Genomic DNA, 26,799 nt, shown 5'->3' on the forward strand with positions numbered 1-26,799 from the left:
GCCCGCCCCGTACGTCACGGATGGCGGGCGCGCCGCCGGGCGCGTGACACGTGACACCGGGCGGCGGCTACGCGGGGACGTGCACGGCCTCCACCCGGCTCACCACATGGTGGTCGCGTTCCCTGAGCGCCGCCCGGCGGCGCAGCCGCAGGATCTGGGCGACGCCGAGCGCCTCCAGGACGAAGACCGACGCGAACGCGACGCGGTAGTTGCCGCCCGTGGCGTCCAGCAGGACTCCGACCGCGAACAGGGTGGTCATGGAGGCGATGAACCCGCCCATGTTGACGATCCCGGACGCGGTGCCCTGACGTTCCGGCGGGTTGGCGGGCCGGGCGAAGTCGAAGCCGACCATCGAGGCGGGGCCGCAGGCGCCCAGCACCACGCACAGGACGGTCAGCAGCCACATCGGGGTGTGCGCGGCGGGATAGAAGATCGCCGAGGCCCAGAGCAGGGCCGTCGTCGCGACCGTGCCCAGCGCGATGGGGACCCGTGCCCCGTGGTGGCGGGCGATGATCTGCCCGTAGACGAGCCCCACCACCATGTTGGACAGCACCACCAGGGTGAGCAGCGTGCCCGCCGTCCCCCGGGTCAGCCCCTGGGCCTCCACCAGGAACGGCATGCCCCAGAGCAGCAGGAACACCATCGCCGGGAACTGCGTGGTGAAGTGCACCCACATCCCGAGCCGGGTCCCCGGTTCCCGCCAGGCGGCGGCGATCTGCCGGCGGACGTACGCTGCCCCCGCGTGCTCGGCGGGCGGCGGCTCGTGCCCCTCGGGGTGGTCCTTCAGGAACAGCAGGAGCAGCACCAGCACGGCGACGCCCGCCAGCGAGCTGCCGACGAAGGTCGTGGTCCAGCCGAAGCTGTGCAGGGCGCGCGCGATGAAGAGGGTCGAGACGAGGTTGCCGGCCATCCCGAACAGCGCGGCGACCTGGCCGATCAGCGGTCCGCGCCGGGCCGGGAACCAGCGGCTGCCGAGCCGCAACACGCTGATGAACGTCATCGCGTCGCCGCAGCCGAGCAGGGCGCGGGCGGCCAGTGCCATGCCGTACGAGGGGGAGAGCGCGAAGCCGAGCTGGCCGACCGTGAACAGGACGACCCCGATGGTGAGGACCCGCTTGGTGCCGAGCCGGTCCACCATCAGCCCCACGGGTATCTGCATGCCCGCGTAGACGAGGAGCTGGAGGATGGAGAACGTCGACAGGGCGGAGGCGTTGACGTCGAACCGGTCGGCGGCGTCGAGACCGGCCACGCCCAGGCTCGTACGGAAGATGATGGCGACGAAGTAGACGGCGACGCCGATGCCCCAGACCCAGGCGGCACGCCGGCCGCCGGGCGGATCACCGGGCAGCGAGAGCGTGGGGGCGGCCGAACTCACCGGTCCTCACCCCGGACCAGCACCCGTACCCGGCTGACGTGACGCCGCACGACCTGCGCGGCCCCCTCGGCGTCGCCGGCCCGGAGCGCCTCCAGCAGCTCGCCGTGCTCGGTGATGTTGGCCTCGATCCTGCCGGGATGCGCCTCCATCACCGCGACGCCCATGCGCAACTGACGGTCCCGCAGCTGGTCGTAGAGGCGCGACAGGATCTCGTTGCCCGCGTGCTTGACGATCTCGGCATGGAAACACCGGTCCTTGACGGCCACCGCCGCCAGGTCCCCGGCCTCCGCCGTCTGCCGCTGCTCCTCCAGAAGCTGTTCGAGCCGCGCGATCAACTGCGGTGACGCGGGCACGGCCTTGCGCGCCGCGAACTCCTCCACCAGCAGCCGGGTCTCCACCACGTCCCGGATCTCCTGCGCGGAGACGGCGAGCACCAGGGCGCCCTTCTTCGGGTAGAGCTTGATCAGCCCCTCGACCTCCAGCCGCAGCAACGCCTCCCGCACCGGCGTCCGCGACACCCCCACCGCGTCCGCGAGCCCGCCTTCGGTGAGCAGCGTCCCGCCCTCGTAACGACGGTCGAGAACCGCCTCCTTGATGTGGGCGTAGACGCGCTCGGCGGCGGGCGGCTGCTTGAGGGAGGAGCGCGGCGGCTGTACGGGGGCGGGGGCTGCGGCAGGCATGCGCACAGCATAGATACAACATGCACGCATGAGGGAGCGGCGTCCGGATATTGGACCGTGGCGGGTTTCCCGCGCCCTGTGCGCCCCCTCCCCCGTCCCGACCTGAGCGCCTTTGGTCACGTCGGGAGATTCCTGGCACATGCCAGGACCGCGACCACCTGATCGACGAGTCGCTTTCCTCGTACGCCTGAGCTGAAGCGCCCTCAGGCCCCTCGGCCGGTCAAGGTCAAGGCTGCGCAAATTCACTCGTTCGGGAACACATCCTTTGGCCCGTCCCAGGAGTCTCACCATCGAGCGGCACCCTTATGTGGCCGCATATCAGGGGCATTTGGAGCGTTCAGTTGAAAATCGGGATCAAGCGCATCAATCGCGTCACCGTCACGAGCACGGTGGCTCTCACCGCGGGTGCGGTGCTCGCGAGCGGCGGATTCGCTTCGACGGCACACGCCGCCACTCCGCCGCCGGCTCCGAAGATCGTCGCGGCGGGCGGCTTCGTGATGAACAACGGCACCGGAAAGGCTCTGTTCTCCAAGACGGCGGACACCCGCCGCTCCACCGGCTCCACCACGAAGATCATGACGGCGCTGGTGGTGCTGTCGCAGAAGAACGTGAACCTGAATTCCAAGGTCACGATCCAGAAGGCGTACAGCGACTACATCGTCTCCAAGAACGCCTCGTCCGCCCGGCTCATCGTCGGCGACAAGGTCACCGTGGGCCAGCTCCTCTACGGCCTGATGCTCCCGTCCGGCTGCGACGCGGCGTACGCCCTGGCCGACAAGTTCGGCACCGGCACGACCCGTGCGGCCCGCGTGAAGTCGTTCATCGGCAAGATGAACGCCACGGCGAAGAGCCTCAAGCTGAAGAACACCAACTTCGACTCCTTCGACGGCATAAGCAGTGGGAAGAACTACTCGACCCCCCGCGACCTGACGAAGATCGCCAGCCAGGCGATGAAGAACCCCACGTTCCGTACGGTCGTCAAGACGAAGTCGACGACGCAGAAGGTCACCACGAAGAACGGTGGCTACCGCAACATGGCGTGGACCAACACCAACAAGATGCTCAGCAGCTACAGCGGCGCGATCGGCGTGAAGACGGGCTCCGGCCCGAGCGCCAAGTACTGCCTGGTCTTCGCGGCGACGCGTAACGGCAAGACGGTCATCGGCACGGTGCTGACGTCGACCTCCGAGGCCAACCGCACGGCCGACGCGAAGAAGCTCCTGGACTACGGGTTCAAGAAGTAGTCGGACAGCGCCGTACGGAGAAGGGGCCCGGCCCGCACGCAGTGTGCGGACCGGGCCCCTTCCGCGTGCCGATGGCCTGCGCGCCTACGGAAGCTGCCGGCGCAGGTCGTCCTGGAAGGCGTCCCACGCGGCGGGCGCGACGGTGACGATGGGCCCGCCGGGGCGGTCGCCGTCAGCGATCCGCGTGGGGAGCGGCTGCCCTGCCTCCGGCAGCCCGGCGACGACGACTGCTACCGGCGCGGCCTCCTGATCGTCGACCGGCTCGCCGACCGCTGGGGCGTCGAGCCGTGCACGATCGGCAAGAGCGTGTTCGCCGAGCCCGCCGTGCGGTGGGGAACGCCGTCGCCGCACCTGACGTGGACGCGGCACTCACCACCGTACGAGGAACGCGACCGTACGAGGAACGCGCTCGTCGTTCAGCGCGCGAGGCGGCGCAGAAGCCGCACGTACGGGCCCCAGCGCGCCGGATGCTCCACCGCCCCCGTGCACGCCCGTTCGGCGCGGTCCAGGCTGTCCTCCAGCAAGGCGTCATGGAGCGGGCGCCAGAGGAGGGGCCAGGCGAGTCGGGCCGGGCCGCTGGTGCGCATGGCGAGGGTGTGGCGCAGGATCGTGCGCGTTTCGTCGACGGGCAGGACGGCGTACTCGTGGAAGCCGTGGAACCCGCTCGGGCCGCTGAAGGTGAAGCGCACCCAGGTGGCGGGGACGTAGGCGGTGACCGTGTAGCGGACCGGGCCGTGGCCACCGACCGCGCCGGGCGCCAAGGGACGGTCGAACTTCATCGGCGGCCAGCTCCGGTGCGGCCACAGGCCGTCTTCCTCGCCCGCCAGGGTGTCCAGCAGGGCTCCGACCTCGCCGCCCTTCGCGGCCAGCAAGCGCTCGTGCACGTTGTAGACGCCCATGCGTCCCCCCTTGAAGCGATATAGAGAGACCTCTCTAATATGGTGAGCGTACTCTCTGGTTCATGGCCAGACCAGCCCGCTTCGCGACGGATCAGCTCCTCGACGCCGCCGTGCGACTGGCCGCCGCGTCGGGCCCGGCCGGGGTGACCATGTCCGCCGTCGCCCAGGCGGTCGGAGCGCCGAGCGGTTCGCTCTACCACCGCTTCCCGGGACGGAACGCGCTGCTCGCCGAAGTGTGGCTGCGCACGGTGGAGCGCTTCCAGGAGGGGTACTTCGCGGCCATCGCCGCCGAGGCCGACGCGGGGCAGGCCGGTCGTGCGGCGGCTCGCCATGTCATCGCCTGGAGCCGCGCCCATCCGGAGGAGGCCGCTCTCCTCCTCTACGGGGCCGAGGACTTCGGGCGGGCGGCCTGGTCCGAGGAGCACGCGCAGCGCGCGGATCGCGGCGACCTACGCGTACGTTCCACCCTCGGTTCCCTCGCCAAGAGCCTCGGCGCGGACGAACCCCGGGACAGCGAACGTGTCGTGCTCGCCGTGGTCGACCTGCCGCTTTCCGTGGTCCGTCGCCACCTCCGGGCCGGCCGGCCCCTGCCCGCCCATGCCGAGGACCTGGCGGAGGAGGCCGCAGCCGCACTCCTGGGCGCGGAATCCCGGCGATGACGTACCGCGCCCGCCCGTAACGGCCAACCGCTTCCGGAGCTTCCGGAGAGGCCCTGATACGCCGGTGGGCCCGTACGTCGTCGACGTACGGGCCCACCGGGAAAACGCGCTTACGCCCAGGTGATCAGGCGCTTCGGCTGTTCCAGGATCGCCGCCACATCGGCCAGCACCTTGGAGCCGAGCTCGCCGTCGACCAGGCGGTGGTCGAAGGAGAGGGCCAGCGTGGTGACCTGACGCGGCTTCACCTTGCCCTTGTGGACCCACGGCTGGAGCTTGATCGCGCCGACCGCCAGGATCGCGGACTCGCCCGGGTTCAGGATCGGGGTGCCGGTGTCGACGCCGAAGACGCCGACGTTGGTGATCGTCACCGTGCCGCCCGCCATCGCCGCCGGAGACGTCTTGCCGTCCCGGGCCGTGGCGACCAGCTCGCCCAGAGCCGCCGCGAGCTGCGGGAGCGTCCTGTCGTGCGCGTCCTTGATGTTCGGCACGATCAGGCCGCGCGGGGTGGCCGCCGCGATGCCCAGGTTGACGTAGTGCTTCTGCACGATCTCCTGGTTGGCCTCGTCCCAGGCGGCGTTGACCTCGGGGTTCCGCTTGATCGCGACCAGGAGGGCCTTGGCGATGATCAGGAGCGGGTTGACCCGCACCCCCGCCATGTCCTTGTCCTCCTTGAGCTCCGCCACCAGCTTCATCGTGCGCGTGACGTCGACCGTCACGAACTCGGTGACGTGCGGCGCGGTGAAGGCGCTGCCCACCATCGCCTGCGCGATCGCCTTGCGGACGCCCTTGACCGGGATGCGGGTCTCCCGGGCCGAGCCGGCCGTGGCCGGGGTCTCGGGGGCGGACGCCGTGGCCGGCTCGGCGACCGGGGCCTGGGCGGGAGCGGAGGCCGCCGGAGCAGCCGCCGCGTGCACGTCCTCGCGGGTGATGATGCCGTCCTTGCCGGTCGGCACCACCGTCGCCAGGTCGATCCCCAGGTCCTTGGCGAGCTTGCGCACCGGCGGCTTGGCCAGCGGGCGGCCGACCGGCGCCTCAGGAGCCGGAGCCGGAGCCCCGTGCCCGTTCAGCTCCGCCTGTACCGCCGCCGCGACCACGGCGGCCTCCGGCGCGGCCGACCCCTTGCGCGGGCGGCGCTTGGTGGAGGACTCCGCGACCCCGTAGCCGACCAGGACCGGCGTACGGCCCTTCGGCTCGTCGGCCGGAGCGGGAGCGGCGGCCTCCACCGGCTCCTGCACCGGAGCCGGAACCGGAGCCTCCTCGTCGCTCCCCGGCGCCACGTCCACCGAGATGATCACCTGGCCGACGTCGACCGTCGTACCCTCCGGGAAGCGCAGCTCGTGCACCACGCCGTCGAACGGGATCGGCAGCTCCACCGCCGCCTTCGCCGTCTCGACCTCGCACACGACCTGGCCGTCGGCGACCGTGTCACCGGGCTGGACGAACCACTTGAGAATCTCGGCCTCGGTGAGGCCCTCGCCCACGTCGGGCATCTTGAACTCGCGGAAGCGAGCGGACGTCTGTGTCATCGTCGTCACGACCCCTCTCTTCTCAGTACGCAAGCGAGCGGTCGACGGCGTCGAGCACCCGGTCCAGGCCGGGCAGGTACTCGTCCTCCAGCCGGGCCGGCGGGTAGGGCACGTGGTAGCCGCCGACCCTGAGCACCGGCGCTTCGAGGTGGTAGAAGCTGCGTTCGGTGATGCGGGCGGCGATCTCCGCGCCGGAGCCGTAGAAGACGGGCGCCTCGTGGACGACCACGAGCCGGCCGGTCTTCTCGACCGACGTCTGGATGGCGTCGAAGTCGATCGGGGACATCGAGCGCAGGTCCAGGACCTCGATCGACTTGCCCTCCTCCTGGGCGGCCGCGGCCGCCTCCAGGCAGACCTTCACCATCGGCCCGTACGCGACGAGCGTCAGGTCGCCGCCCTCGCGGACGGTCACGGCCCTGTGCAGCGGGCCGGGGATGGACTGGGTGTCGACCTCGCCCTTGTCCCAGTAACGCCGCTTGGGCTCGAAGAAGATGATCGGGTCATCGCTCTGGACGGCCTGCTGCATCATCCAGTAGGCGTCGCTCGCGTTGGACGGCGAGACCACCTTCAGGCCCGCGACGTGCGCGAACAGCGCCTCGGGGGACTCGCTGTGGTGCTCGACCGCGCCGATGCCACCGCCGTACGGGATACGGACGACGACCGGGAGCTTGATCTTGCCGAGCGCGCGGGCGTGCATCTTCGCGAGCTGCGTGACGATCTGGTCGTACGCGGGGAAGACGAAGCCGTCGAACTGGATCTCCACGATCGGGCGGTAGCCGCGCAGGGCCAGGCCGATCGCGGTGCCGACGATGCCGGACTCCGCGAGCGGGGTGTCGATCACCCGCTCCTCGCCGAAGTCCTTCTGGAGTCCGTCCGTGATGCGGAAGACGCCGCCGAGCTTTCCGACGTCCTCGCCCATGATCAGGACCTTGGGGTCGGTGTCGAGGGCCAGGCGCAGCGACTCGTTGAGCGCTTTCGCGATGGACATCTTTTCCACTGCCATGGCTACTTGCCCTCCTCGGCGGAGTCTGCGAACGATGCCTGGTAGGCGGAGAACTGGGCCCGCTCCTCGTCGACGAGGGAGCTGCCGTCCGCGTAACCATGTTCGAACAGGGACATCGGCTCCGGGTCGGGCATCGCACGAACCGCCTCGCGCACCCGCCTGCCGAGGGTCTCGCTCTCCTCCTCCAGCGCGGTGAAGAAGGCGTCGTCGGCCAGCTCCTCCTTCGCCAGGTAGGTGCGCAGCCGCAGGATCGGGTCCTTGGCCTCCCAGGCGGCCCGCTCCTCGTCGGCCCGGTACTTCGTCGGGTCGTCGGAGGTGGTGTGCGCGCCCATGCGGTACGTGAACGCCTCGACCAGCGTCGGCCCCTCGCCCCGGCGGGCGCGCTCCAGCGCGGAGCGGGTGACCGCCAGACACGCCAGTACGTCGTTGCCGTCGACGCGGACGCCGGGGAAGCCGTACCCCTGCGCGCGCTGGTAGAGCGGCACGCGGGTCTGGCGCTCGGTGGGCTCGGAGATGGCCCACTGGTTGTTCTGGCAGAAGAACACGACCGGGGCGTTGTAGACCGCGGAGAAGGTGAAGGACTCCGCGACGTCGCCCTGGCTGGAGGCCCCGTCACCGAAGTACGCGATCACGGCCGAGTCCGCGCCGTCCTTGGCGACGCCCATGGCGTAGCCGGTGGCGTGCAGGGTCTGCGAGCCGATGACGATCGTGTACAGGTGGAAGTTGTTGGTCGTCGGGTCCCAGCCACCGTGGTTCACCCCGCGGAACATGCCCAGCAGGTTGGTGGGGTCGACCCCGCGGCACCAGGCGACGCCGTGCTCGCGGTAGGTCGGGAAGACGTAGTCGTCATCGTTCAGCGCCCGGCCGCTGCCGATCTGCGCGGCCTCCTGGCCCAGCAGCGAGGCCCAGAGGCCCAGCTCGCCCTGACGCTGGAGGGCGGTCGCCTCGGCGTCGAAGCGGCGGGTGAGGACCATGTCGCGGTACAGACCGCGCAGCTCGTCCGCGCTCAGGTCGATGCTGTAGTCCGGGTGCTCGACGCGCTCGCCCTCGGGCGTCAGCAGCTGCACGAGCTGGGGCTCGGAACTCTGTGGCGTCTTCGCGGCGCTGGTCCGCTTGCTGCTGCGTCGCGGTTTACGCGCGGCGGCAGTGCTCTCCACGGTCACGTGCGTGCTCCTCCGTCGGTCCGGCCCCCGGGGTCTGCCGGGAGACCAGTGCGGCTCGCCTGTGTCCGGACCCGTGCACGGGGTGGGTGCCGCTCAGCCGGGATACAGGCGTGACAGGTGCCCCGGCGAGCGCCCTGTCATAGGCACGTTACCCAGTGCATCGCATAACTGCGAAACCCTATCTGACCTGCGATTTTGCTTGGATTTCCAAGTAAATCGAAAAAATCGCGAAGCTCTGCTGGTCACAGCACTGGGAACAGCCTTGCAGGCCGCCGGAACAACGGCACGTTATCCCGCGGAACAGCGCCAGGGAAGAGCGGAGAGGAGGCGAGTGTGTGAGACTGCGACCGTGCGCGAAGATGGAAAAATCACGGTATTTCTGCTGGATGATCACGAGGTCGTCCGGCGCGGCGTCCATGAGCTGCTCTCCGTCGAGTCCGATATCGAGGTGGTCGGGGAGGCGGGCACGGCCGCCGACGCCCTGGTCAGGATCCCGGCGACGCGTCCCGATGTGGCGGTGCTCGATGTGCGGCTGCCGGACGGCAGCGGTGTGGAGGTGTGCCGGGAAGTCCGTTCGCTGGATGAGAACATCAAATGCCTGATGCTCACCTCGTTCGCGGACGACGAGGCCCTTTTCGACGCGATCATGGCCGGTGCGTCGGGTTATGTGCTGAAGGCGATCCGGGGCGATGAACTGCTGAATGCCGTACGGGATGTCGCCGCCGGGAAATCCCTGCTGGATCCGGTGGCGACCGCCCGGGTGCTGGAGCGGCTGCGCAACGGCGCCAACGGCAAGGGCGACGACCGGCTCGCGAACCTCACCGAGCAGGAGCGCAAGATCCTGGACCTGATCGGTGAGGGGCTGACCAACCGGGTCATCGGGGAGCGGCTGCACCTCGCGGAGAAGACGATCAAGAACTACGTCTCCAGCCTGCTGTCCAAGCTGGGCATGGAGCGCCGCTCGCAGGCCGCCGCGTACGTCGCCCGACTCCAGGCCGAGCGCCGCTGAGCCGGCCGCCTCGAAGAGATCCGAGGGACTTTGGTCCCGGGCCACCAGGGGCCGGGGACTCTTACCCGGCCCCTACACGTGCCGGACAGTGGACCGTATGCCCTCCGACGAAGCCCCTGTCCCCGCGGCGATCGAGCTGCTCCGCCGGGTCCCGTACGGCCGGCTCGCCACCAGCATGCGCGCCCTGCCGTTCCTGGCGGTGGCCCGGCACATCGTGAGCGACGGCCGCATCCTGCTGCGGATGCACAGCGGCTTCGGCTACCACGAGGCGTGCGACGGGAGCGTCGTCGCCTATGGGGCGGACAACTACAACGCCGCCTCGGACGGTGGGGGCGACGGCCTGTGGTCCGTGCAGTTCACCGGGCCGGCCGAGATCGTCCATCCCTGCCCTGAGCAGCGGGAACTCTTCGGTGCCGCGCCCGTCCGGGCCAACGGGGAACCCTTCGCTCCGGCCTACCTCCGGGTCGACCCGCACTTCGTCACCGAGCACACTCTCGACTTCGACGCAAGTCAGCTTGTCCGCCACGCAGCGTGATCTACCATTTGGTAAGTGCCGCGCTCATATGTAACCCGCCCACCAGTTCCTCCGGTCGGCGAGGTGCTGCGCCGCTACCCGCACGTGGGCGAGCCGCTCGCCTGCGAGCCGATCACCAAGGGCCTGCTGAACCACGGATACCGCGTGTCCACCACCAGCGGTTCCTACTTCCTCAAGCACCACCTCGACAAGAAGCACATCGACGACGCCACCGGTGAACGCGCCACGATCGTGCGCCAGCACCGGGCCACCCAGCGCCTGGCCTCCCTCGGCGTGCCCGTCGTCCCGCCGCTGGCCGACGCGGACGGCGCCACGGTCACCGTGATCGGCGACCGCTGCTATGCCCTGCACCCCTGGGTCGACGGACTGCACCGGGTCGGATCCCAGCTCACCCCCCACCAGTCGCGACGTCTCGGGACGCTCCTCGGAGCCGTACACACCGCTCTTGAGCAGGTCATGCCGAACGGTGGCGGGCCCGAGCCGTCTGAGGGGTCCTTACCCGCCGGGTACGGCAGTCCGCACGCCGCCGACACCTTCGCGCTGATCGACGAACTGCTGGCGGTGGCGCGCGGGCAGCGCCCCCGGGACGCCCCCCGCGACGCCTTCGACGAGCTCGCCGTGCACCGTCTCGTGGAGCGCCGGGCCCTGCTGGAGCGGCACGCCCACCGCCGGCCGCCGACCCCGGACGGGCCCGCCACCGGGTGGGTGCACGGGGACTTCCACCCGCTCAACCTGCTCTACCGGGGGGCCGATCCGGTCGCCATCGTCGACTGGGACCGGCTGGGCGTGCAGCCGCGCGCCGAGGAGGCGGTCCGGGCGGCAGCGATCTTCTTCGTGCAGCCGGGCGGGGAGCTGGACCTCGCGAAGGTACGGGCGTACGCCCGCGCGTACCGGCGGGCGGCGGGGGCGGGCGCGGCCGAACTGGCCGCCGCCGTGCACCGGGTGTGGTGGGAGCGGCTCAACGACTTCTGGATACTGCGCTGGCGCTACCGCCTGGACGACCGAAGGGCCGACCCGCAGTTCCCCGCGGTGTCGGCCCTGGCGGTGTGGTGGACCCGTGAGTACGAGGCGGTGTGCGCGGCCTTCACGGAGTGACGCGGGTGGTGGTGGTGGGGGGGCGCGTGTGCCTGGAGTGACCCGCGCGGCTGGGGGGCGCGTGTGCCTGGAGTGACCCGCGCGGCTGGGGGGCGCGTGTGCCTGGAGTGACGCGGGCGGCTGGGCCCCCCGGGGCCTACGGGGTGGTGCCTCCCGCCGCCGGGCCGGTCGTGTCGCCCGAACCGGTGGTGGTGCCGGTGTTGCCGCCGGCGCCGCCGTTCGCTCCCTCGGTCCCGCCGGGCTCGCCGCCGTTGCCGCCGCCCGGGGTGCCGGGGTCGGTGGTCGGGTCGGTGGGGTCGCCGCTCGGCTCGCCGGTGGTGCCCTCGTTGGTGTTGCCGTCCGACGTGCCGGGGTCCGGGGCGGACGGGGTCGGGGACGGGGTGAACGTGGGCCGGCTCTGGGTCGGCGGCGGGGTCCACGGCGGCGGGTTGGGCTGGGTCTGGCCGCCGGTGGACGTGCCCGGCTGCTCCGGCTCCTCCTCCTCGTCCTCCGAGGGCTCCGGCGAGGACTTCGTGGGGGTGGGGCTCGTCGAGGTGGTCGGCGTGACCGGCCGCTTCTCGTTGTCGTCGCCCTTCGACGCGCTGATGGCGAAGGCGACTCCGGCGCCGATCGCGACCAGGGCGAGCACGGCGAACAGCCACATCTTGCCGCGACGGCCGCCGGCGCGCTGACCGCCGTCGTACCCGCCGTCGTCCGGGTTGTACGGGGGCAGGATCGGGCCCTGCGAGGTGTCCCCGTGCATCGGGTGGCCCATGGCCCGCGTGGAGCCGGTCATTCCGTGCGGCGGGGTCTGGCCGCCCTCGTGCAGCGCGACCGGTCCGGTGTTCCACGTACCGGTGTGACCGCCCTGCACCTGGAGCATCTGGAGGCTGTACTGGACCAGCCCGCGCATCTCCTCGGCGCTCTGGAACCGGTCGTCCGGGTCCTTCGCCAGCGAGCGCATCACCATCCCGTCCAGCTCCGGCGGCACCACGTCCGAGACCTCGGACGGCTGCACCGGGATGTCCTGGACGTGCTGGTAGACCACCGAGAGCGGGGTCTCGCCGGTGAAGGGGGGCCGCAGCGCGAGCAGTTCGTAGAGCAGGCAGCCGGTCGCGTACAGGTCGGAGCGGTGGTCGACGGCCTTGCCGAGCGCCTGCTCGGGGGAGAGGTACTGCGGCGTGCCCATGACCATGCCGGTCTGGGTCATCGTCGACTGCGCGCCGTGCAGGGCGCGCGCGATGCCGAAGTCCATCACCTTGACCGCGCCGGAGTCCGTGATGATCACGTTGGCGGGCTTGATGTCGCGGTGCACGATGCCGTGCTGGTGCGAGTAGGCCAGGGCCTCCAGCACCCCCGAGACGATGATCAGAGCCTGCTCGGGCGGCGGGGCCTCGGCGGTCAGGAGCAGGTCGCGGATCGTCCGGCCCTCGACCAGCTCCATCACGATGTACGGGACGGTCTGGCCGCCCACGACGTCCTCGCCGGAGTCGTACACGGCGACGATCGCGTGGTGGTTGAGGCCCGCGACGGACTGCGCCTCGCGCGTGAACCGGGCCTTGGAGACCGGGTCCTCGGCGAGGTCGGAGCGGAGCAGCTTCACCGCGACCGTACGTCCGAGCCGGACGTCCTCCGCCGCGTAGACCTCTGCCATGCCGCCCCGGCCGAGCCGGTAGGTCATCCGGTAACGTCCGTCACCGACGACGCCGCCGACTCCCCAGGCGTCGGAGCCATCCGAAACTCCGCCGCCGTTTGCTTCGGAATCGGGTGCCATCAGTCCTCGCCGTCGTATCTGTCCGCGCGTCCGCGGGTTCTCACGGTGCCTTGCTGCATTGCCACGTCACGCTACAGCCTCCGCCGGACACCCAGGTTCCGGTCCAGGCCGATCATCCGACCGGTCCGCGCGCCTTACACCCGGATTCCATGCGATTCCTGTAACGCTTCCGAGACGCTTCTTGTGCCGAGGGTCACGGAACGGGCACCCGGCTTGACGTGTCGGACCCCTCGGGCAGACTTGGCGCGTGGATCGCGCCGAACGGAACCGCGTCGCACGCGATCACGTCCTACAGAAACATCGCGTGCGCAGAGCGCGCCGCCGAGGGGGATGCAAGTCATGAGCCAGGACGGCGCACGGGGCCGCTATGCGGGCGGGGCGGTGGCGGGCGGCCGCTACCAGTTGCGCGACCTGCTCGGCGAGGGCGGGATGGCGTCCGTCTACCTCGCCTACGACTCCGCCCTGGACCGCCAGGTCGCGATCAAGACCCTGCACACCGAGCTGGGCCGCGAGCAGTCCTTCCGCGAGCGGTTCCGGCGCGAGGCGCAGGCCGTCGCCAAGCTCCAGCACACCAACATCGTCTCGGTCTTCGACACCGGCGAGGACGAGCTCGGCGGCGCGCTGATGCCCTACATCGTCATGGAGTACGTCGAGGGGCAGCCGCTCGGTTCGGTGCTGGCCACCGACATCCGGCAGTACGGCGCGATGCCCGCCGACAAGGCGCTCAAGGTGACGGCGGACGTGCTGGCCGCGCTGGAGACCAGCCATGAGATGGGCCTGGTCCACCGCGACATCAAGCCCGGCAACGTGATGATGACCAAGCGCGGCGTCGTCAAGGTCATGGACTTCGGCATCGCCCGCGCCATGCAGTCCGGCGTCACCTCGATGACGCAGACCGGCATGGTCGTCGGCACCCCGCAGTACCTCTCCCCCGAGCAGGCCCTCGGCCGCGGGGTGGACGCCCGCTCCGACCTGTACTCGGTCGGCATCATGCTCTTCCAGCTGCTCACCGGCCGGATCCCGTTCGACGCGGACTCGGCGCTCGCCATCGCGTACGCGCATGTGCAGGAGGAGCCGGCCGCGCCGTCCAGCATCAACCGGTCGGTCACCCCGGCGGTGGACGCGCTCGTCGCCCGCGCCCTCAAGAAGAACCCGAACGAGCGCTTCCCCAGCGCCGCCGCCATGCGGGACGAGATCGCCCGGGTGCTGAACGCCTCCGGCGGCCAGACCGGCGCCCCGGCCATCGTGGCCGGGGGCGGGCCCGCCAACAGCGGTTCGGGCGTCGGCTCGGCGGTGTTCCCGCCCGTCGACCAGGCGACTCCCGCGCCGCAGGGCCTCCAGACGCCGTACCAGCCGCACCCGCACCAGCCGGGCCCGTACAACCAGCCGGCCCCGACGCCCACGCCGGGCTACGGCTACCCGCAGGCGGGCCAGGGCTACCCGACGCCGGGGCCCCTGGCCCACCAGACCCCGCCGCCGTACACGATCAACCCGCAGCACCAGACGGTCGCCGGTTCGGCCGGAGGCAGCGGCGGCTCCAGCCGGAACATGCCGGTCATCGTCGGCTCGATCGTCGTCGCGCTCCTCGCCATCGGCGGCCTGATCACCGCCATCGCCCTCCAGAACAAGGACGACGAGGCGGGCAAGGGCGGCGACCCGGGCACCAGCGAGACCTCCACGGAGGAGGGCTACCGGCCGCCGGAGCGCAACCGGACGATGGATTCCACGAAGTGCACGAGCGCCACGGAGGACTCCAACGACCCGCAGAAGGTCCAGGCGCCCCGCTTCGTCTACAAGGACATCCTCTCCGCGAAGGAGTGCGCGGCCGCCGCGGGCTGGACGGTCAAGGAGATCGAGGAGCCGGGCAACACGTACGCCGAGGGCCAGATCGTCGGACAGTTCCCGTCGCCGGGGACGGCGGTCCCCGAGCAGGGCGCCCACTTCGAGCTGAAGGTCTCGACGGGGCGGGCTGCCTGATCGTTCGGTCGTTGCCGGACAACGCGTGATCGTCGCGGGACCACTGGGGCCCGTTCCGGACCGTTCGTAGGCCACCGATGCCCGGTTGTCTCCTCCTCGCTCGTCCGGGATGCCGGATGGAAGAGCACATGTGACGCTGATCTCATGGCTCCAGGACTTCCGGCCGTGTGGTCGTCGAGGTGCGCGGTCTGTCTGCTGGTAGCGGCCGGGGCGGCGCTGGGTCCGTTGGGGTCTCCGGCGGCGCCTGCGGCGTCTGTGGCGTCTGTGGCGTCTGTGGCGCAGGGGTCGTTGAGGTCGCCGGCGGTGTCTGCGGCGCTGGGACCTTCGGGGTCGTCAGCAGCGTCGGGGTCGTCTGCGGCGTTGAGGCCGTCGGGGTCGTCCGCAGCGTCTGCGGCGCAAGGGCCTTCGGGGTCGTCGGGCAGGGCGGCGTTGAGGCCGTCGGGGTCGTCCGCCGGGGCCGTCCACGGGTCGTTGCCGGGTGGCGGGCCGTCCGTCGCCGCGACGCCCGGCGGGGCCGCGAGCCCCGTCGCCACGGCGTCCGCCGCGCCCCCTCCCCCCACCGCACCGGCCCCCTCGGGCGCGTCGCCCGCTTCGACGCCGTCACCCGTTGCGGCGCTTCCGTCGTCCCTCGTCCCCCTCCCCGTGCCGTCCGGCGACGGGGGCCCGGGAGCCGCCGAGCCCGTTACGGGGAGCGGCAGCGCCCTGTCCGCGGATGCCGGGTACGGGGACGGGGACGGCGGACAGGACCCGGAAGGCCCCTCCTCCCCTTCCCCCTCCCGTTCCGCTTCCGCCGAGGTGTCCGGGTCGACCGCCCCGATGGCCGGGCGCGAGGCCGGGGCGGGCAAGCCGCGCCCCGGGCGCTCGCTGACCCCCTTGGAGCTGGCGCGGGCCGAGACGCCGGCCGAGCCGGAAGCGTCGGACGGGCCGGGTAAGGACACCGCCGACCTGCCGGTCTTCACCCCGCCGCCGGACGCGTTCAGCGACCCCGGACCGTCGGCCGGGAGGGCGCTGGACGCCGCGACCGTACGGCAGGCGCAGCAGGTCTCCCTGGGGGCGGGCATCGTCCTGGTCGGGCTGGGACTCGGCTTCCTCGGCCTCCGGATGCGCCGCGCGAGCTGAGAGGTCCGGGTCGCGCGAGCCGGGCGTTCCGAGTTGCGGCCGTGTGGTGTCGTGGTCGCGGCCGAGCGGCGTCATGGGTCGCGGCCGAGCGCGTCATGGGGCCCACCGTGCGGTGTCGTGGGTCGCGGCCGAGCGGTCGAGGTGACTTGCCACGAACGACATACTCGGTATACATACTCAGTATGTCGATCCGCCACGGGCTGCTGGCCCTCCTTGAGCGGGGCCCTCGTTACGGCTCCCAGCTCCGTACCGAGTTCGAGTCGCGCACCGGCTCGACCTGGCCCCTGAACGTCGGCCAGGTCTATACGACGCTCGGCCGCCTGGAGCGCGACGGCATGGTCGTCCAGGAGGGCGCGGACGACGCCGGGCACGACCTCTACGCGATCACCGACGACGGCCGGGCCGAGCTGCGCAGTTGGTTCGAGACCCCCGTGGACCGCAGCAACCCGCCCCGCGACGAGCTGGCCATCAAGCTCGCCATGGCCGTGGGAGCACCGGGCGTCGACATCCGCAACGTCATCCAGTCCCAGCGCCACCACACCCTCAAGGCCATGCAGGACTACACCCGGCTCAAGGCCCAGGCCCTCGCCGACGTCCCGGCCAACCGCGACGAGGTCGCCTGGCTTCTCGTGGTGGAGCAGCTGATCTTCCAGGCGGAGGCCGAGGCCCGCTGGCTGGACCACTGCGAGTCGCGACTCGTCCGCCTCGCCGAGGCCGCCGCCACCGAGCCCACGGCCGACCCCGGCCCCGCGGCCACCCGGGGCGCGGCCCGGTCGCTGACCGGACGCGTGAGGGCCCGGCGCTGAGCCGATCCGGCGCGCCGCCTGCCCTCCTGCCTGGTTGCCTGCCTGGCTGCTCGGCTGTCGGCTCTCCGGCTGCCCGACGCTGAACTCGGCGTCCCGCAGCCCGCTCACCGCACCTCTCGTCCTTGCCACCACCTCTCGTACCTGAACCACACCACGCTTCCAGGGGGAACCACCGACCATGTCCTCATCCGCCACGCCGCCCTCGCAGTCCCCGGGAGCGCCCCCCGGAACACCCGCCGGCGACCCCGTACTCGAACTGCGGGCCCTGACCCGTACCCACGGCTCCGGCATCGCCGAGGTGCACGCCCTGCGCGGCATCAACCTCGCCGTGTACCCGGGGGAGCTGGTCGCCGTGATGGGGCCCTCCGGCTCCGGCAAGTCCACCCTGCTGACGCTGGCCGGCGGCCTCGACACCGCCACGAGCGGCCAGGTCGTCATCGAGGGCCGGGACATCGCCGCCCTCGGCCCCAAGGGCGTCGCCGCGCTCCGCCGCCGCAGCGTCGGGTACGTCTTCCAGGACTACAACCTCATCCCGGCCCTGACCGCGGCCGAGAACATCGCGCTGCCCCGCGAACTCGACGGCGTCTCCGTGCGCAAGGCCCGGAAAGAGGCCCTCGCCGCACTGGCGGAGATGAAGCTGACCGAGATAGCCGACCGCTTCCCTGACGAGATGTCCGGCGGCCAGCAGCAGCGCGTCGCCATCGCCCGCGCCCTCGTCGGCGACCGGCGTCTCGTGCTCGCCGACGAACCGACCGGAGCGCTCGACTCCGAGACCGGCGAGGCCGTCCTCGCCCTCCTGCGCACCCGCTGCGACCAGGGCGCGGCCGGGGTGATGGTGACCCATGAGCCCCGGTACGCGGCCTGGGCCGACCGGGTCGTCTTCCTCCGGGACGGTTCGATCGTCGACCAGACGCTGAGCACCGGAGCCGACTCCCTGCTCGCCGCCGCGGCAGGAGCCGGAGCCGGTGGAACCGCCGGAACCGGAGCCTCCGGGATCGGAGCAGCCGGAGCAGCCGGTGCTGCGGGAACCTCCGAGGCCGCCAAGTGAGCGTTCTCTCCGGATGGCGCGCCGCCTTCCGCATCGCCAGACGCGACGCCCTGCGGTCCAAGGGCCGCAGCGCCCTGGTCGTCGCGATGATCGCCCTGCCCGTCCTCGGCGTCACCGCCGCCGACCTGACGTACCGCAGCGCCAAACCCACCGTGGCTGAGGAGCTGACGGCGAAACTGGGAGCGGCCGACGCCCTGTTCAGGAGTGAGGGGATGGGGCCGGTCCGGCTGGAGCAGATGCCGGACGGCGTCATCTGGGGGACGCCCGAGGACGCCGCGGAGACGTATCCCGGCGAGGACCAGCGGCCCGTCGACGTACCGGCGACCTTCCCCGAGGGCTCGCGGTACCTCACCCAGCGGAGCGCGCCCGCCTCCGTGACGACCCGTCACGGCATCGCGGACACCCAGATCACCGAGCTGCGCATCGCGGACCCGCTGCTGCGCGGCCGGATCGAACTGACCGATGGCGCGTTCCCGCAGGCCAAGGACGAGATCGCGGCGACCGAGGCGTTCATCGAGGCGTCCGGGCTGTCCATCGGCGACCGGGTCACCGTGCGCGGCCCGCAGCAGCACTACACCCTCACCGGCGCCGTGGAGCTGCCCGCCGAGCTGGATGCCGCCTCCCTGTTCGCCGTGCCCGGGGCGGTCATCGCCCCGTGGCGGAAGACCGCGGACCGCGACGAGGAGATCGCGCCGCCCCAGGCCGGCGGCGTGGAGTGGCTGGTGAAGGGCCCGTCCGGGGCGGGCGTGACGTGGTCGGACGTCCTCGCCGCCAACGAGAAGGGCGTGATCGTCACATCCCGCCAGGTCGTGCTGAACCCGCCGCCCGACTCCGACATCCCCATGGCCGCGCAGATGAACGGCTGGAGCGGCGGGAACAGCAACGCCGAGATGACCGCGGCGGCCCTCACCGTGGTGGCCATGGCCATGCTGGAGATCGTGCTGCTGGCCGGGCCGGCGTTCGCCGTGGGCGCCCGCCGCTCCCGGCGGCAGCTGGGCCTGGTCGGTTCGTGCGGCGGCACCCGCGCCCAGGTCCGGGCCGTGGTGCTCGCGGGCGGCGCGGTGCTCGGCGGGTCCGGGGCCGTCGTCGGGGTCGGCGCGGGTTTCGGTCTCACCGTCCTCTTCCGCCCGATGATCGAGGACTTCACCGGCAGCCGCTTCGGCGAACTGACCGTCAACCCCTGGGAGATCCTCGGCATCGCCGTGCTCGGCCTGGGAACCGGCGTCCTCGCCGCACTCGCCCCGGCGATCATGGCGGGCCGCCAGTCCATCCTGGAGTCGCTCACCGGGCACCGAGGCACCCGCCGCGGCTCCCGGGTGCTACCGATCATCGGCTCCGCCGCGCTCGCGGCCGGCATCGCCCTCGCCGTCTTCGGGGGCGTCAACGGCAACACCCTTCTGGTCGCGGGCGGTTCCGTCCTGGCCGAACTGGGCCTCCTCGGCTGCATCCCCGTGATCGTCGGCTTCCTCGGCCGGCTCGGCCGGCGGCTCCCGCTGACGCCGCGCATCGCCCTGCGGGACGCGGCCCGCAACCGGGGCCGTACCGCCCCCGCCGTCGCCGCGATCATGGCGGCCGTCGCGGGCAGCGTCGCCATCGCCACGTACACCAGCAGCAGCTTCGCCGAGCACGCGTACGACCACGAGCAGAACCTCACCGAGGGCACCGCCGCGCTGACGTCGTTCGACATCACGGAAAAGGCGGAACTCCCCCGCGCACGGGCGGCCGTCGAGCGGATCCTCCCCGTCAAGGGGGGCCGCGCCGAACTCGGACGGGTCTGGGCGGGCAGCGACTGCACCGTGTACGTCTACGACGAGGAGAACGGCTGCGGAACCCTCGAACTCATCAAGCCCACCGGCAAGGCCCATTCCTGTCCTCTACAGGGCAAGGGGGCCAAGGAACTCGCCCTGCGGATCTCGGCCGAGGAGCACAAGCGGGTGATGAAGTCCCCCGCCTGCATGGACGTGAACTACACCATGACGTCCTTCGGCAGCAGCGACAAGATCATCGTCGGGGACGCCGCCCTGCTCACGTCGTACGTGAAACTCGACGACCCGGCTGCGGCGAAGGCCCTGGCCGCGGGCACGCCCGTCCTGCTCAACTCGGCGTACGCGAAGAACGGCGAGGTCACCCTCAAGGCCGTCCACGCCTACAACGACAAGGACAAGAAGAACCGCGCCCTGCACCCCGGCAAGACCCGCACCACCGTGGACCGGCTGAAGGTCTACGTCGCGCCGGACAGCTACGCGTCGACCCCGAGCATCCGGATGATCATGCCGAAGCAGGCCGTGGAACGGCTCGGCCTGCACTCCGAGGACTACGGCAGCATCTACACGCTCAACCGTGAGCCGACGGACACCGAGCGGCAGGCGGTCGACGCGGCGCTCTCACAGGCCGGCGACAACACGTATGTGATGACCGCGAACGACATGCGGCAGGGGGACGATGAGCTGATCCTGCTGGTCCTCGCCCTGTTCGCCGGGATCGTGACGCTCGGTGCGGCGGCCATCACGACCGGACTCGCCAAGGCCGACGCGGAGGCCGATCTCACCACGCTCAGCGCGGTGGGCGCGCCCCCGGGCGTGCGGCGCTCGCTCTCCGGTTTCCAGTGCCTGGTCGTCGCGCTGACGGGCGTGCTGCTGGGGACGGCGGCGGGGATCGTGCCCGCGGTCGCCCTGCGGCTGACCGACCTGCGCGATGCCATGGCGACCATGCGGGCCGACCCGATGCAATCGGCGTACACCCCGATCGTGATGCCGTGGGGGACCATCGCACTGCTGGCCGTGATCGTCCCCGTGCTGGCCGGGCTGCTGGCCGCCGCCCTCACCAGCTCCCGGCTGAAGCTGGCCCGACGCGCGGGGTGAGGTCCGATTCCGGCGCCCCGGGGCGATGCCGACCGCCCCGGGGTGTTTCCGGCGTCCTCGGGACACTTCCGGTGCCCCCGGAAACGGTGGATCATCCGTTTCCGGGGGCACCAACGTGGTGTACGGCATGTGTGCGAGACAATGGCGGCATGGAAATGCCGAGGAATGACCGGTCGCAGGAGCACCCGCAGGTCCTTGTCGTGGGCCAGGACGGAATGGCTATCGGCGGCGGTGCCAGTGGCGACGAGTCGCGCGAGGTCCCGGTGACGGAAATGGTCGAACAGCCCGCGAAAGTCATGCGCATCGGCAGCATGATCAAGCAGCTTCTGGAGGAGGTCAGGGCGGCCCCTCTCGACGAGGCGAGCCGGGTCCGGCTCAAGGAGATCCACGCCAGCTCCGTGAAGGAGCTGGAGGACGGTCTCGCGCCGGAGCTGGTGGAGGAGCTGGAGCGGCTCTCGCTGCCGTTCACCGAGGAGTCGGTGCCCTCCGAGGCCGAGCTCCGAATCGCCCAGGCCCAGCTGGTGGGCTGGCTGGAGGGCCTCTTCCACGGCATCCAGACGGCGCTGTTCGCCCAGCAGATGGCGGCCCGCGCCCAGCTGGAGCAGATGCGCCGCGCGCTGCCGCCCGGGATGGCGCACGAGGACGAGGAAGGCGGCGGGGATCCGCACGGGCCGATCCGTTCGGGCCCGTACCTGTAGCCGTATCCGACCGAGCGAGCGATCGAGCGAACGAACCGGCGGGGCCCGGCGCACACGGTGTGTGCGCCGGGCCCCGCCGCCGTGGGCGATCAGCCGGTGTGCGAGCAAGGGACGATCAGCCGGTGCCCGCGCCCGGTCCGCCGCCGTGGACGATCAGCCGGTGCCCGCGCCCGGTCGGCCGCCGTGGCGATCAGCCGGTCTGCGCGCCCGGTGCGAGCAGCAGCACCTTGCCGACGTGGGCGCTGGATTCCAGCACCCGGTGCGCCTCGGCGGCGTCCTCCATCGGCACCGTACGGTCCACGACGGGCCGGACCACTCCCTCGGCGATCAGCGGCCACACGTGCTCGCGTACGGCGGCGATGATGGCGGTCTTCTCGGCGAGCGGGCGGCCCCGCAGGGAGGTCGCGGTGACGGCGGCCCGCTTGTTCAGCAGGGCCCCGAGGTTCAGCTCGCCCTTGACGCCGCCCTGGAGGCCGATGATCGCCAGGCGGCCGTTGACGGCGAGCGCCCGCACGTTCCGGTCCAGGTACTTGGCGCCGACGATGTCCAGGATGACGTCGGCCCCCGCCCCGTCGGTCGCCTTCGCCAGCTCCTCCACGAAGTCCTGCTCGCGGTAGTCGATGAGGATGTCGGCGCCGAGGGCTGCGCACTCGGCGAGCTTCTGCGGGCTGCCCGCCGTGACCGCCACCCGGGCGCCGACCGCCTTCGCCAGCTGGATCGCCATCGTGCCGATACCGCTGGAGCCGCCGTGGACGAGGAGGGTCTCGCCCGGGCGCAGGTGCGCGATCAGGAACACGTTCGACCAGACTGTCGCGGTCACCTCGGGCAGCGCGGCCGCCTCCGTCAGACCGACGCCGTCCGGTACGGGGAGGAGCTGGCCCACCGGTACGGCGACCTTCTCCGCGTAACCGCCGCCCACCAGCAGCGCGCACACCTCGTCGCCGACCGCCCAGCCGGTCACCCCCGGCCCGAGCGCCGCGATCCGGCCCGCGCACTCCAGGCCGGGGTAGGGGGAGGAGCCGGCCGGCGGGTTGTAGAAGCCCTGCCGCTGGAGGACGTCGGCCCGGTTGACGGCACTGGAGACGACCTCGACGAGGACCTCGCCGTCGCCGGGTACGGGATCGGGCGCCTCGGCCCAGACGAGCGCCTCGGGGCCACCGGGTTCGGGGATCGTGATCGCATACATGGGCGCGAGGCTACTCCCGCCGCTGCCGGGATGCGCTTCGCACCACCGTCCGGTGCGCTGCCCGCCGGCCGCCCGCTTTCCCCGGGTTCAGGGGCGGTGGTGCGGCGGCAGGTGGGGCAGGGAGGGGCCCGAGGGGCCGGAGCCGGTCGGCGGGCTGGCGCGCACGATGGTGATGACCCGGTCCGTCAGCTGCAACGGACTGGCCGCCGGGTCGTCGTAACCGAGCAGCCGGTGCCCGCGCAGCACGCTGACCACCAGGTCGTCGGTCTCCCGGACGCTCTTGCCCACCTCGGCCTTTATCACCGGCCGTTCGACGAGATCGAGGCCGCTGCCCTGCTGGATCAGGTCTTCCATCACCGTGCCCGCGCTCGGGCTGAGGACGGAGAGGCCGAGCAGCCGTCCGGCGGCGCTGGCGCTGGTGATCACCGCGTCGGCGCCGGACTGCCGCAGCAGCGGCGCGTTCTCCTCCTCGCGGACCGCCGCCACGATCTTCGCCCCCCGGTTCAGCTGACGCGCGGTCAGCGCCACGAGGACGGCGGTGTCGTCGCGCTGGGTGGCGATGATGACCTGACGCGCCTTCTGGAGCTCGGCCCGCAGGAGCACGTCACTGCGGGTGGCGTCGCCGAGCACGCCGGTGAAGCCTTCGGCGTTGGCGGCCTCGATCACCTTGGAGGCCGGATCGACGATGACGATCTGCTCCTTGGGCAGGCCGGTGGCGCAAAGGGTCTGGATCGCCGAACGGCCCTTGGTGCCGAAGCCGACGACGACGGTGTGGTCACGCAAGTTGGATCTCCAACGCTTCAGCCGGAAGTCCTCGCGGGTCCGTTCCGTGAGGACTTCGAGAGTGGTGCCGACCAGGATGATCAGGAACATCACGCGCAGCGGTGTCACGAGCACCACATTGATCAGCCGGGCTCCGGCGCTGTACGGGGTGATGTCGCCGTATCCGGTGGTCGAGAGGGTGACCGTCGCGTAGTAGACCGCGTCCAGCAGATCGACCTTGCCGTCGGCGTTGTCGTTGTAGCCCGCGCGGTCGAGCCAGACGATCAGCACGGTCGCGGCCAGCACGAAAAGCGCCATCAGCAGCCGCTTGCCGACCTGCCGCGCCGGACCATGGACGACCCGGCGGGGGAGCATCACCCGCGTCGTCGCGAAATGTTCCTCCGCCCGCCTGGCCATCGCGTCCTGGCCGGGAAGTTTCACGTGAAACACCCCTCCGTCCACGGCGTCGCCGGGGCCCATGGGAGATCCAGAATCTCCACCTCGGTGCCGGACCGTACCCCGCCGGGCTCCACGACGGCCAGCCCGTCCGCCGCCGCGATCCCCCGCAGCATGGCGGGACCGTTGTAGCGCAACGGCTCCACATGGTCCCGGCCGCCCGCCCGGCCCGCGCGGTGGACCACGGGGACGAGCCGGGTGTCATGCGGATGGCCCTGCACATCGGCGTGGACGAGGGTCCGGTACGCGTCCTGGGCCGGGCGGCCCGCGAGCCCGGCGATGAGCGGTTCGGCGAGGGTCAGCAGGCCGGACACGGCGGCGAGCGGGTTGCCGGGCAACCCGACCAGGCAGGGCCCGTCCGGGGAGAGCCGCGCCAGCAGCATGGGGTGGCCGGGGCGTACCGCGACGCCGTCCACGAGCAGCTCCGCGCCGAGGCCGGCCAGGACCGGATGGACATGGTCGACCGGGCCGGAGGCGGTCCCTCCGGTGGTGATGATCACGTCGGCGTCGGATGCGGTGAGGGCCTCGCGCAGCGCATCGGCGTCGTCCCCGAGGCGGCGGGGCGCGGAGACCTCGGCGCCCAGGGCCCGCAGCCAGGGGCCGAGCATGGGGCCGAGGGCGTCGCGGATGAGGCCGTCGTGCGGGAGGCCCGCGGCGAGGAGTTCGTCACCGAGTACGAGGACGTCGACGCGGGGGCGGGGGACGGCGGGCAGGGCGTCGTACCCGGCGGCGGCCGCCAGCCCGAGCACGGCCGGGGTGACGACCGTGCCGGCCGGAACCAGCCGGTCGCCGGAGCGGCACTCCTGGCCCCGGGGGCGGATGTCCTGCCCGGTGGCGACGGGCCGCAGTGCGTGCAGCAGCCCTCTGGCCTCGTCGGCGCGGGCGTGCTCGCTGCGGATGACCGCCGTGGCGTCGGCCGGGATACGGGCTCCGGTGGCGATCCGTACGGCGGCCCCATCGGGAAGCGCGGGGGTGGAGGGGCCGTCGTCCGCGCCTGCCCTTGACCGTGCTCGGGCTCCGGCTCCGGCTCCGGCTCCGGCTCCGGCTCCGGCGAGGAGACCCGTGCCCTCGTCGTACGTCCAGGGGCCCGGTCCTGCGACCGCCCAGCCGTCCATGGCGGAGGTGTCGAAGGACGGCAGGTCGGTGAGGGCTCCGAGGGGCTCGGCGAGTACGTGGCCCAGGGCCCGGTCGAGCGGCAGCCGGACGACGGCGAACGGCCCACCCCGCCCGGCCCGCGCGGCGACGGCCCGCGCACGGTCCCAGGAGAGGCAGGGGAGGTCCGGGGCGGGGGAGCCGGGAGCGGTTGAGGCGGGGACGTGGGCCGGGGGCGTCGCGTACGGGGAGGGGGTCGGGTACGAGGAAGAGCGCGGGGCACCCGCCGCGCGGGCGGGCTCACCGGGGCTCTGGTCGCGCGGTGCCGGGTCGTGAGGCTCCTGGTCGCGCGGGGTCCGGTCGGGCGGGGTCCGGTCGCGCGGGGTCCGGTCGCGTGGGGTCCGGTCGGGCGGTGTCCGGTCGGGCGGTGTCCGGTCGGGCGGTCCCTGGTCGCCCGGCACTTGTTCGCCCGGCACTTGTTCGCTCGGCACCGGACCGGGCGGCACTTGACCGCGCGGTGCCCGGTCGTGCGGCACTTGATCGCGCGGCTGCGGGTCGTACGGCACCTGATCGTGCGGCGCACGGCCGTCAGCCCGGTCGCGCAGCCGGTCGTCAGCCCGGTCGCGCACCCGGTCGTCGGCCCGGCCGTCAGCCCGGTCGTCGGCCCGATCGCGCAGTCGGTCGTCAGCCCCGCTACGCGCCCGGTCGTCCGCCCGGTTCCGGCCGCCGACCAGCGCCAGGGCCTGTTCGACGGCCAGTTCCTCGGCCGCGGCACGCGCCGCCGCGCTGTCGGGGCCGGTGGGGGCGCTGTCGGCCGTGCTGTTCCGGCCGGGCAGGTCGCTGCCGGTCATGGCGTTCCGGCCCCTTCGCCGCTCGTCTCCGGCCGGGTCCCCCGCTTCGCCTCCTCGGCCGCCTCCGCCTCCCAGCGCAGGGCGAGCGCGGTGGCCTTGCGGGCGGCCTCGGCGACCGCCGCCGCCGCTTCCTCGGGCCCGGTGGCGACGCCCGCCCTGGTGGCCGCCGCGTACCCGACCAGGAAGGTCGTGAGCGGTGCGGCGGGCCGGGCGACACCGTGGGCGGCGTCGCGGGCGAGGTCGAGCAGGACGTCGGTGTCGACGTCGAGTTCGATTCCCAGTTCGTTCTTGACCGAGGTGATCCATTCGTCCAGCACGGCCCCATGCTCCCTGATCCGGGCGCGGGCGGCGGCGATGTCGTCCCAAGTGTCGCAGTCGAACGCGGCGTGGGGCCCGGCGTCGACCCGCGCGAGGTTCAGCTCGCCGGTCAGCAACCGCAGCGGCAGCCCGGCGAGGCTGCCGTGCTCGGTGGCGAGGAGGGCCAGCTCCCGGCGGAGCGGCTCGGCGCGGTAGACGGCGACGAGCGGCTGGTCGCGGCCGCCGGGGTCGGTGCACAGAGCGCCCTCCCGGTCCGGCTCACCGGCCGCGGCGAGCAGTGCGCCGACCGTCGCGGGTCCCAGGAACGGAAGGTCGGCGGAGAGTACGAGCACCCGCTCCGCCCTCGTCAGCCGCACCCCCGCCCCGAGCGCCGCCAACGGGCCGCCGCCCTCCGGGACTTCCCGCGTCCAGGCGACCGGCCGGGAGGTGGGCCTGCGGCCGCCCACCACGACGGTGACGCCCGCACCGGAGCAGGCTGCCAGGACGCGGTCGAGCAGCGCACGGCCGCCGACCCGCACGGCCGGCTTGTCGGCGCCGCCGAGCCGCTTCGCGGCCCCGCCGGCCAGGACGATCACGTCGTAGGCGGTCATACGACGAGTATGGGCGGCACCGGTGGCCGACGCCCCCTCCGGGGTGGCCACAGGGCCTGGTCCGGAGAGGGCGTCCGCGCGACGAGCAGGACCT

The 26,799-nt window shown here is 72.2% G+C and carries 23 protein-coding genes; 11 read left to right on the forward strand and 12 right to left on the reverse strand.

What is annotated here, in order from left to right; translation table 11 throughout:
- Positions 1–67: 67 nt before the first annotated feature.
- Together ACLJPL_RS16280 and ACLJPL_RS16285 are read right to left on the reverse strand one after the other, a co-directional pair.
- On the reverse strand, positions 68–1,375 hold the full coding sequence (locus ACLJPL_RS16280; RefSeq protein WP_411081552.1) for an MFS transporter: 1,308 nt from the start codon (positions 1,373–1,375) through the stop codon (positions 68–70).
- Entirely contained in the window at positions 1,372–2,055 is a 684-nt protein-coding gene (locus ACLJPL_RS16285; RefSeq protein WP_411081553.1) for a GntR family transcriptional regulator, read from the reverse strand. Before ACLJPL_RS16285 ends, ACLJPL_RS16280 begins: the two co-directional genes overlap by 4 nt.
- A 341-nt stretch (positions 2,056–2,396) precedes the next feature.
- Between ACLJPL_RS16285 and ACLJPL_RS16290 the strand changes: the two genes are divergently transcribed.
- On the forward strand, positions 2,397–3,299 hold the full coding sequence (locus ACLJPL_RS16290; protein WP_411081554.1) for a D-alanyl-D-alanine carboxypeptidase family protein: 903 nt from the start codon (positions 2,397–2,399) through the stop codon (positions 3,297–3,299).
- A gap of 84 nt (positions 3,300–3,383) precedes the next feature.
- On the opposite strand, the gene ACLJPL_RS16295 is transcribed toward ACLJPL_RS16290, so the two are convergent.
- Together ACLJPL_RS16295 and ACLJPL_RS16300 are read right to left on the reverse strand one after the other, a co-directional pair.
- Positions 3,384–3,668: a DUF397 domain-containing protein gene (locus ACLJPL_RS16295; RefSeq protein WP_411081555.1), complete on the reverse strand. Its 285-nt coding sequence runs from the start codon at positions 3,666–3,668 to the stop codon at positions 3,384–3,386.
- Between the two features lie 47 nt (positions 3,669–3,715).
- Complete coding sequence (locus tag ACLJPL_RS16300) at positions 3,716–4,198, reverse strand: SRPBCC family protein (protein ID WP_411081556.1); 483 nt, start codon at positions 4,196–4,198, stop codon at positions 3,716–3,718.
- Between the two features lie 62 nt (positions 4,199–4,260).
- On the opposite strand from ACLJPL_RS16300, the gene ACLJPL_RS16305 reads away from it, so the two are divergent.
- Positions 4,261–4,857 (forward strand): TetR/AcrR family transcriptional regulator, encoded by a 597-nt coding sequence (locus ACLJPL_RS16305; RefSeq protein WP_411081557.1) that lies wholly within the window; start codon positions 4,261–4,263, stop codon positions 4,855–4,857.
- A 110-nt stretch (positions 4,858–4,967) separates the two neighbouring features.
- Here the strand turns inward: ACLJPL_RS16305 and ACLJPL_RS16310 are convergent, their stop codons facing one another.
- From ACLJPL_RS16310 to pdhA, 3 genes are read right to left on the reverse strand one after another with little or no spacing between them, the layout of a single operon-like run.
- On the reverse strand, positions 4,968–6,392 hold the full coding sequence (locus ACLJPL_RS16310; protein ID WP_411081558.1) for a dihydrolipoamide acetyltransferase family protein: 1,425 nt from the start codon (positions 6,390–6,392) through the stop codon (positions 4,968–4,970).
- A 13-nt stretch (positions 6,393–6,405) separates the two neighbouring features.
- Complete coding sequence (locus ACLJPL_RS16315; protein ID WP_411081559.1) at positions 6,406–7,386, reverse strand: alpha-ketoacid dehydrogenase subunit beta; 981 nt, start codon at positions 7,384–7,386, stop codon at positions 6,406–6,408.
- A 2-nt stretch (positions 7,387–7,388) separates the two neighbouring features.
- Positions 7,389–8,549 (reverse strand): pyruvate dehydrogenase (acetyl-transferring) E1 component subunit alpha, encoded by a 1,161-nt coding sequence (gene pdhA / locus ACLJPL_RS16320; protein WP_411081560.1) that lies wholly within the window; start codon positions 8,547–8,549, stop codon positions 7,389–7,391.
- A 349-nt stretch (positions 8,550–8,898) separates the two neighbouring features.
- Between pdhA and ACLJPL_RS16325 the strand changes: the two genes are divergently transcribed.
- The 3 genes from ACLJPL_RS16325 (at position 8,899) to ACLJPL_RS16335 (ending at position 11,188) form a co-directional block, all read left to right on the forward strand.
- Positions 8,899–9,558 (forward strand): response regulator, encoded by a 660-nt coding sequence (locus tag ACLJPL_RS16325; protein WP_411081561.1) that lies wholly within the window; start codon positions 8,899–8,901, stop codon positions 9,556–9,558.
- A 97-nt stretch (positions 9,559–9,655) separates the two neighbouring features.
- Positions 9,656–10,093, forward strand: a complete 438-nt coding sequence (locus tag ACLJPL_RS16330) for a pyridoxamine 5'-phosphate oxidase family protein (RefSeq protein ID WP_411081562.1) — start codon at positions 9,656–9,658, stop codon at positions 10,091–10,093.
- A gap of 63 nt (positions 10,094–10,156) precedes the next feature.
- Positions 10,157–11,188, forward strand: coding sequence for a phosphotransferase enzyme family protein (locus tag ACLJPL_RS16335; protein ID WP_411081777.1), 1,032 nt, complete (start codon positions 10,157–10,159; stop codon positions 11,186–11,188).
- A gap of 136 nt (positions 11,189–11,324) precedes the next feature.
- On the opposite strand, the gene ACLJPL_RS16340 is transcribed toward ACLJPL_RS16335, so the two are convergent.
- Positions 11,325–12,941, reverse strand: coding sequence for a protein kinase domain-containing protein (locus ACLJPL_RS16340; protein ID WP_411081563.1), 1,617 nt, complete (start codon positions 12,939–12,941; stop codon positions 11,325–11,327).
- Positions 12,942–13,280: 339 nt separating this feature from the next.
- Between ACLJPL_RS16340 and ACLJPL_RS16345 the strand changes: the two genes are divergently transcribed.
- From ACLJPL_RS16345 to ACLJPL_RS16370, 6 genes are all read left to right on the forward strand, one after another.
- On the forward strand, positions 13,281–14,918 hold the full coding sequence (locus tag ACLJPL_RS16345; RefSeq protein WP_411081564.1) for a protein kinase domain-containing protein: 1,638 nt from the start codon (positions 13,281–13,283) through the stop codon (positions 14,916–14,918).
- Positions 14,919–15,713: 795 nt separating this feature from the next.
- Positions 15,714–16,037, forward strand: a complete 324-nt coding sequence (locus tag ACLJPL_RS16350; RefSeq protein WP_411081565.1) for a hypothetical protein — start codon at positions 15,714–15,716, stop codon at positions 16,035–16,037.
- 182 nt (positions 16,038–16,219) lie between these two features.
- Positions 16,220–16,843, forward strand: a complete 624-nt coding sequence (locus ACLJPL_RS16355; protein ID WP_411081566.1) for a PadR family transcriptional regulator — start codon at positions 16,220–16,222, stop codon at positions 16,841–16,843.
- 178 nt (positions 16,844–17,021) lie between these two features.
- Positions 17,022–17,891, forward strand: a complete 870-nt coding sequence (locus ACLJPL_RS16360; RefSeq protein ID WP_411081567.1) for an ABC transporter ATP-binding protein — start codon at positions 17,022–17,024, stop codon at positions 17,889–17,891.
- On the forward strand, positions 17,888–20,752 hold the full coding sequence (locus ACLJPL_RS16365; protein ID WP_411081568.1) for an FtsX-like permease family protein: 2,865 nt from the start codon (positions 17,888–17,890) through the stop codon (positions 20,750–20,752). The genes ACLJPL_RS16360 and ACLJPL_RS16365 overlap by 4 nt, the downstream gene beginning before the upstream one ends.
- 149 nt (positions 20,753–20,901) lie before the next feature.
- Positions 20,902–21,450, forward strand: coding sequence for a bacterial proteasome activator family protein (locus ACLJPL_RS16370; protein ID WP_411081569.1), 549 nt, complete (start codon positions 20,902–20,904; stop codon positions 21,448–21,450).
- A gap of 190 nt (positions 21,451–21,640) precedes the next feature.
- On the opposite strand, the gene ACLJPL_RS16375 is transcribed toward ACLJPL_RS16370, so the two are convergent.
- The 4 genes from ACLJPL_RS16375 to ACLJPL_RS16390 all read right to left on the reverse strand — a co-directional run bounded on the left by ACLJPL_RS16375 (position 21,641) and on the right by ACLJPL_RS16390 (position 26,705).
- Complete coding sequence (locus tag ACLJPL_RS16375) at positions 21,641–22,636, reverse strand: NAD(P)H-quinone oxidoreductase (RefSeq protein WP_411081570.1); 996 nt, start codon at positions 22,634–22,636, stop codon at positions 21,641–21,643.
- An 87-nt stretch (positions 22,637–22,723) separates the two neighbouring features.
- Positions 22,724–23,878: a potassium channel family protein gene (locus tag ACLJPL_RS16380; RefSeq protein ID WP_411081571.1), complete on the reverse strand. Its 1,155-nt coding sequence runs from the start codon at positions 23,876–23,878 to the stop codon at positions 22,724–22,726.
- The gene (locus ACLJPL_RS16385) at positions 23,836–25,797 is read right to left on the reverse strand and encodes a molybdopterin-binding protein (protein ID WP_411081572.1); all 1,962 of its coding nucleotides are present in this window, start codon (positions 25,795–25,797) and stop codon (positions 23,836–23,838) included. Before ACLJPL_RS16385 ends, ACLJPL_RS16380 begins: the two co-directional genes overlap by 43 nt.
- Positions 25,794–26,705 carry an NTP transferase domain-containing protein gene (locus tag ACLJPL_RS16390; protein WP_411081573.1) on the reverse strand — a complete coding sequence of 304 codons (912 nt, stop codon included), beginning with the start codon at positions 26,703–26,705 and terminating at the stop codon, positions 25,794–25,796. The genes ACLJPL_RS16385 and ACLJPL_RS16390 overlap by 4 nt, the downstream gene beginning before the upstream one ends.
- Positions 26,706–26,799: the final 94 nt, after the last annotated feature.

The sequence above is a fragment of the Streptomyces sp. cmx-18-6 genome, assembly GCF_046548915.1.
Classification (GTDB): Bacteria; Actinomycetota; Actinomycetes; order Streptomycetales; family Streptomycetaceae; genus Streptomyces.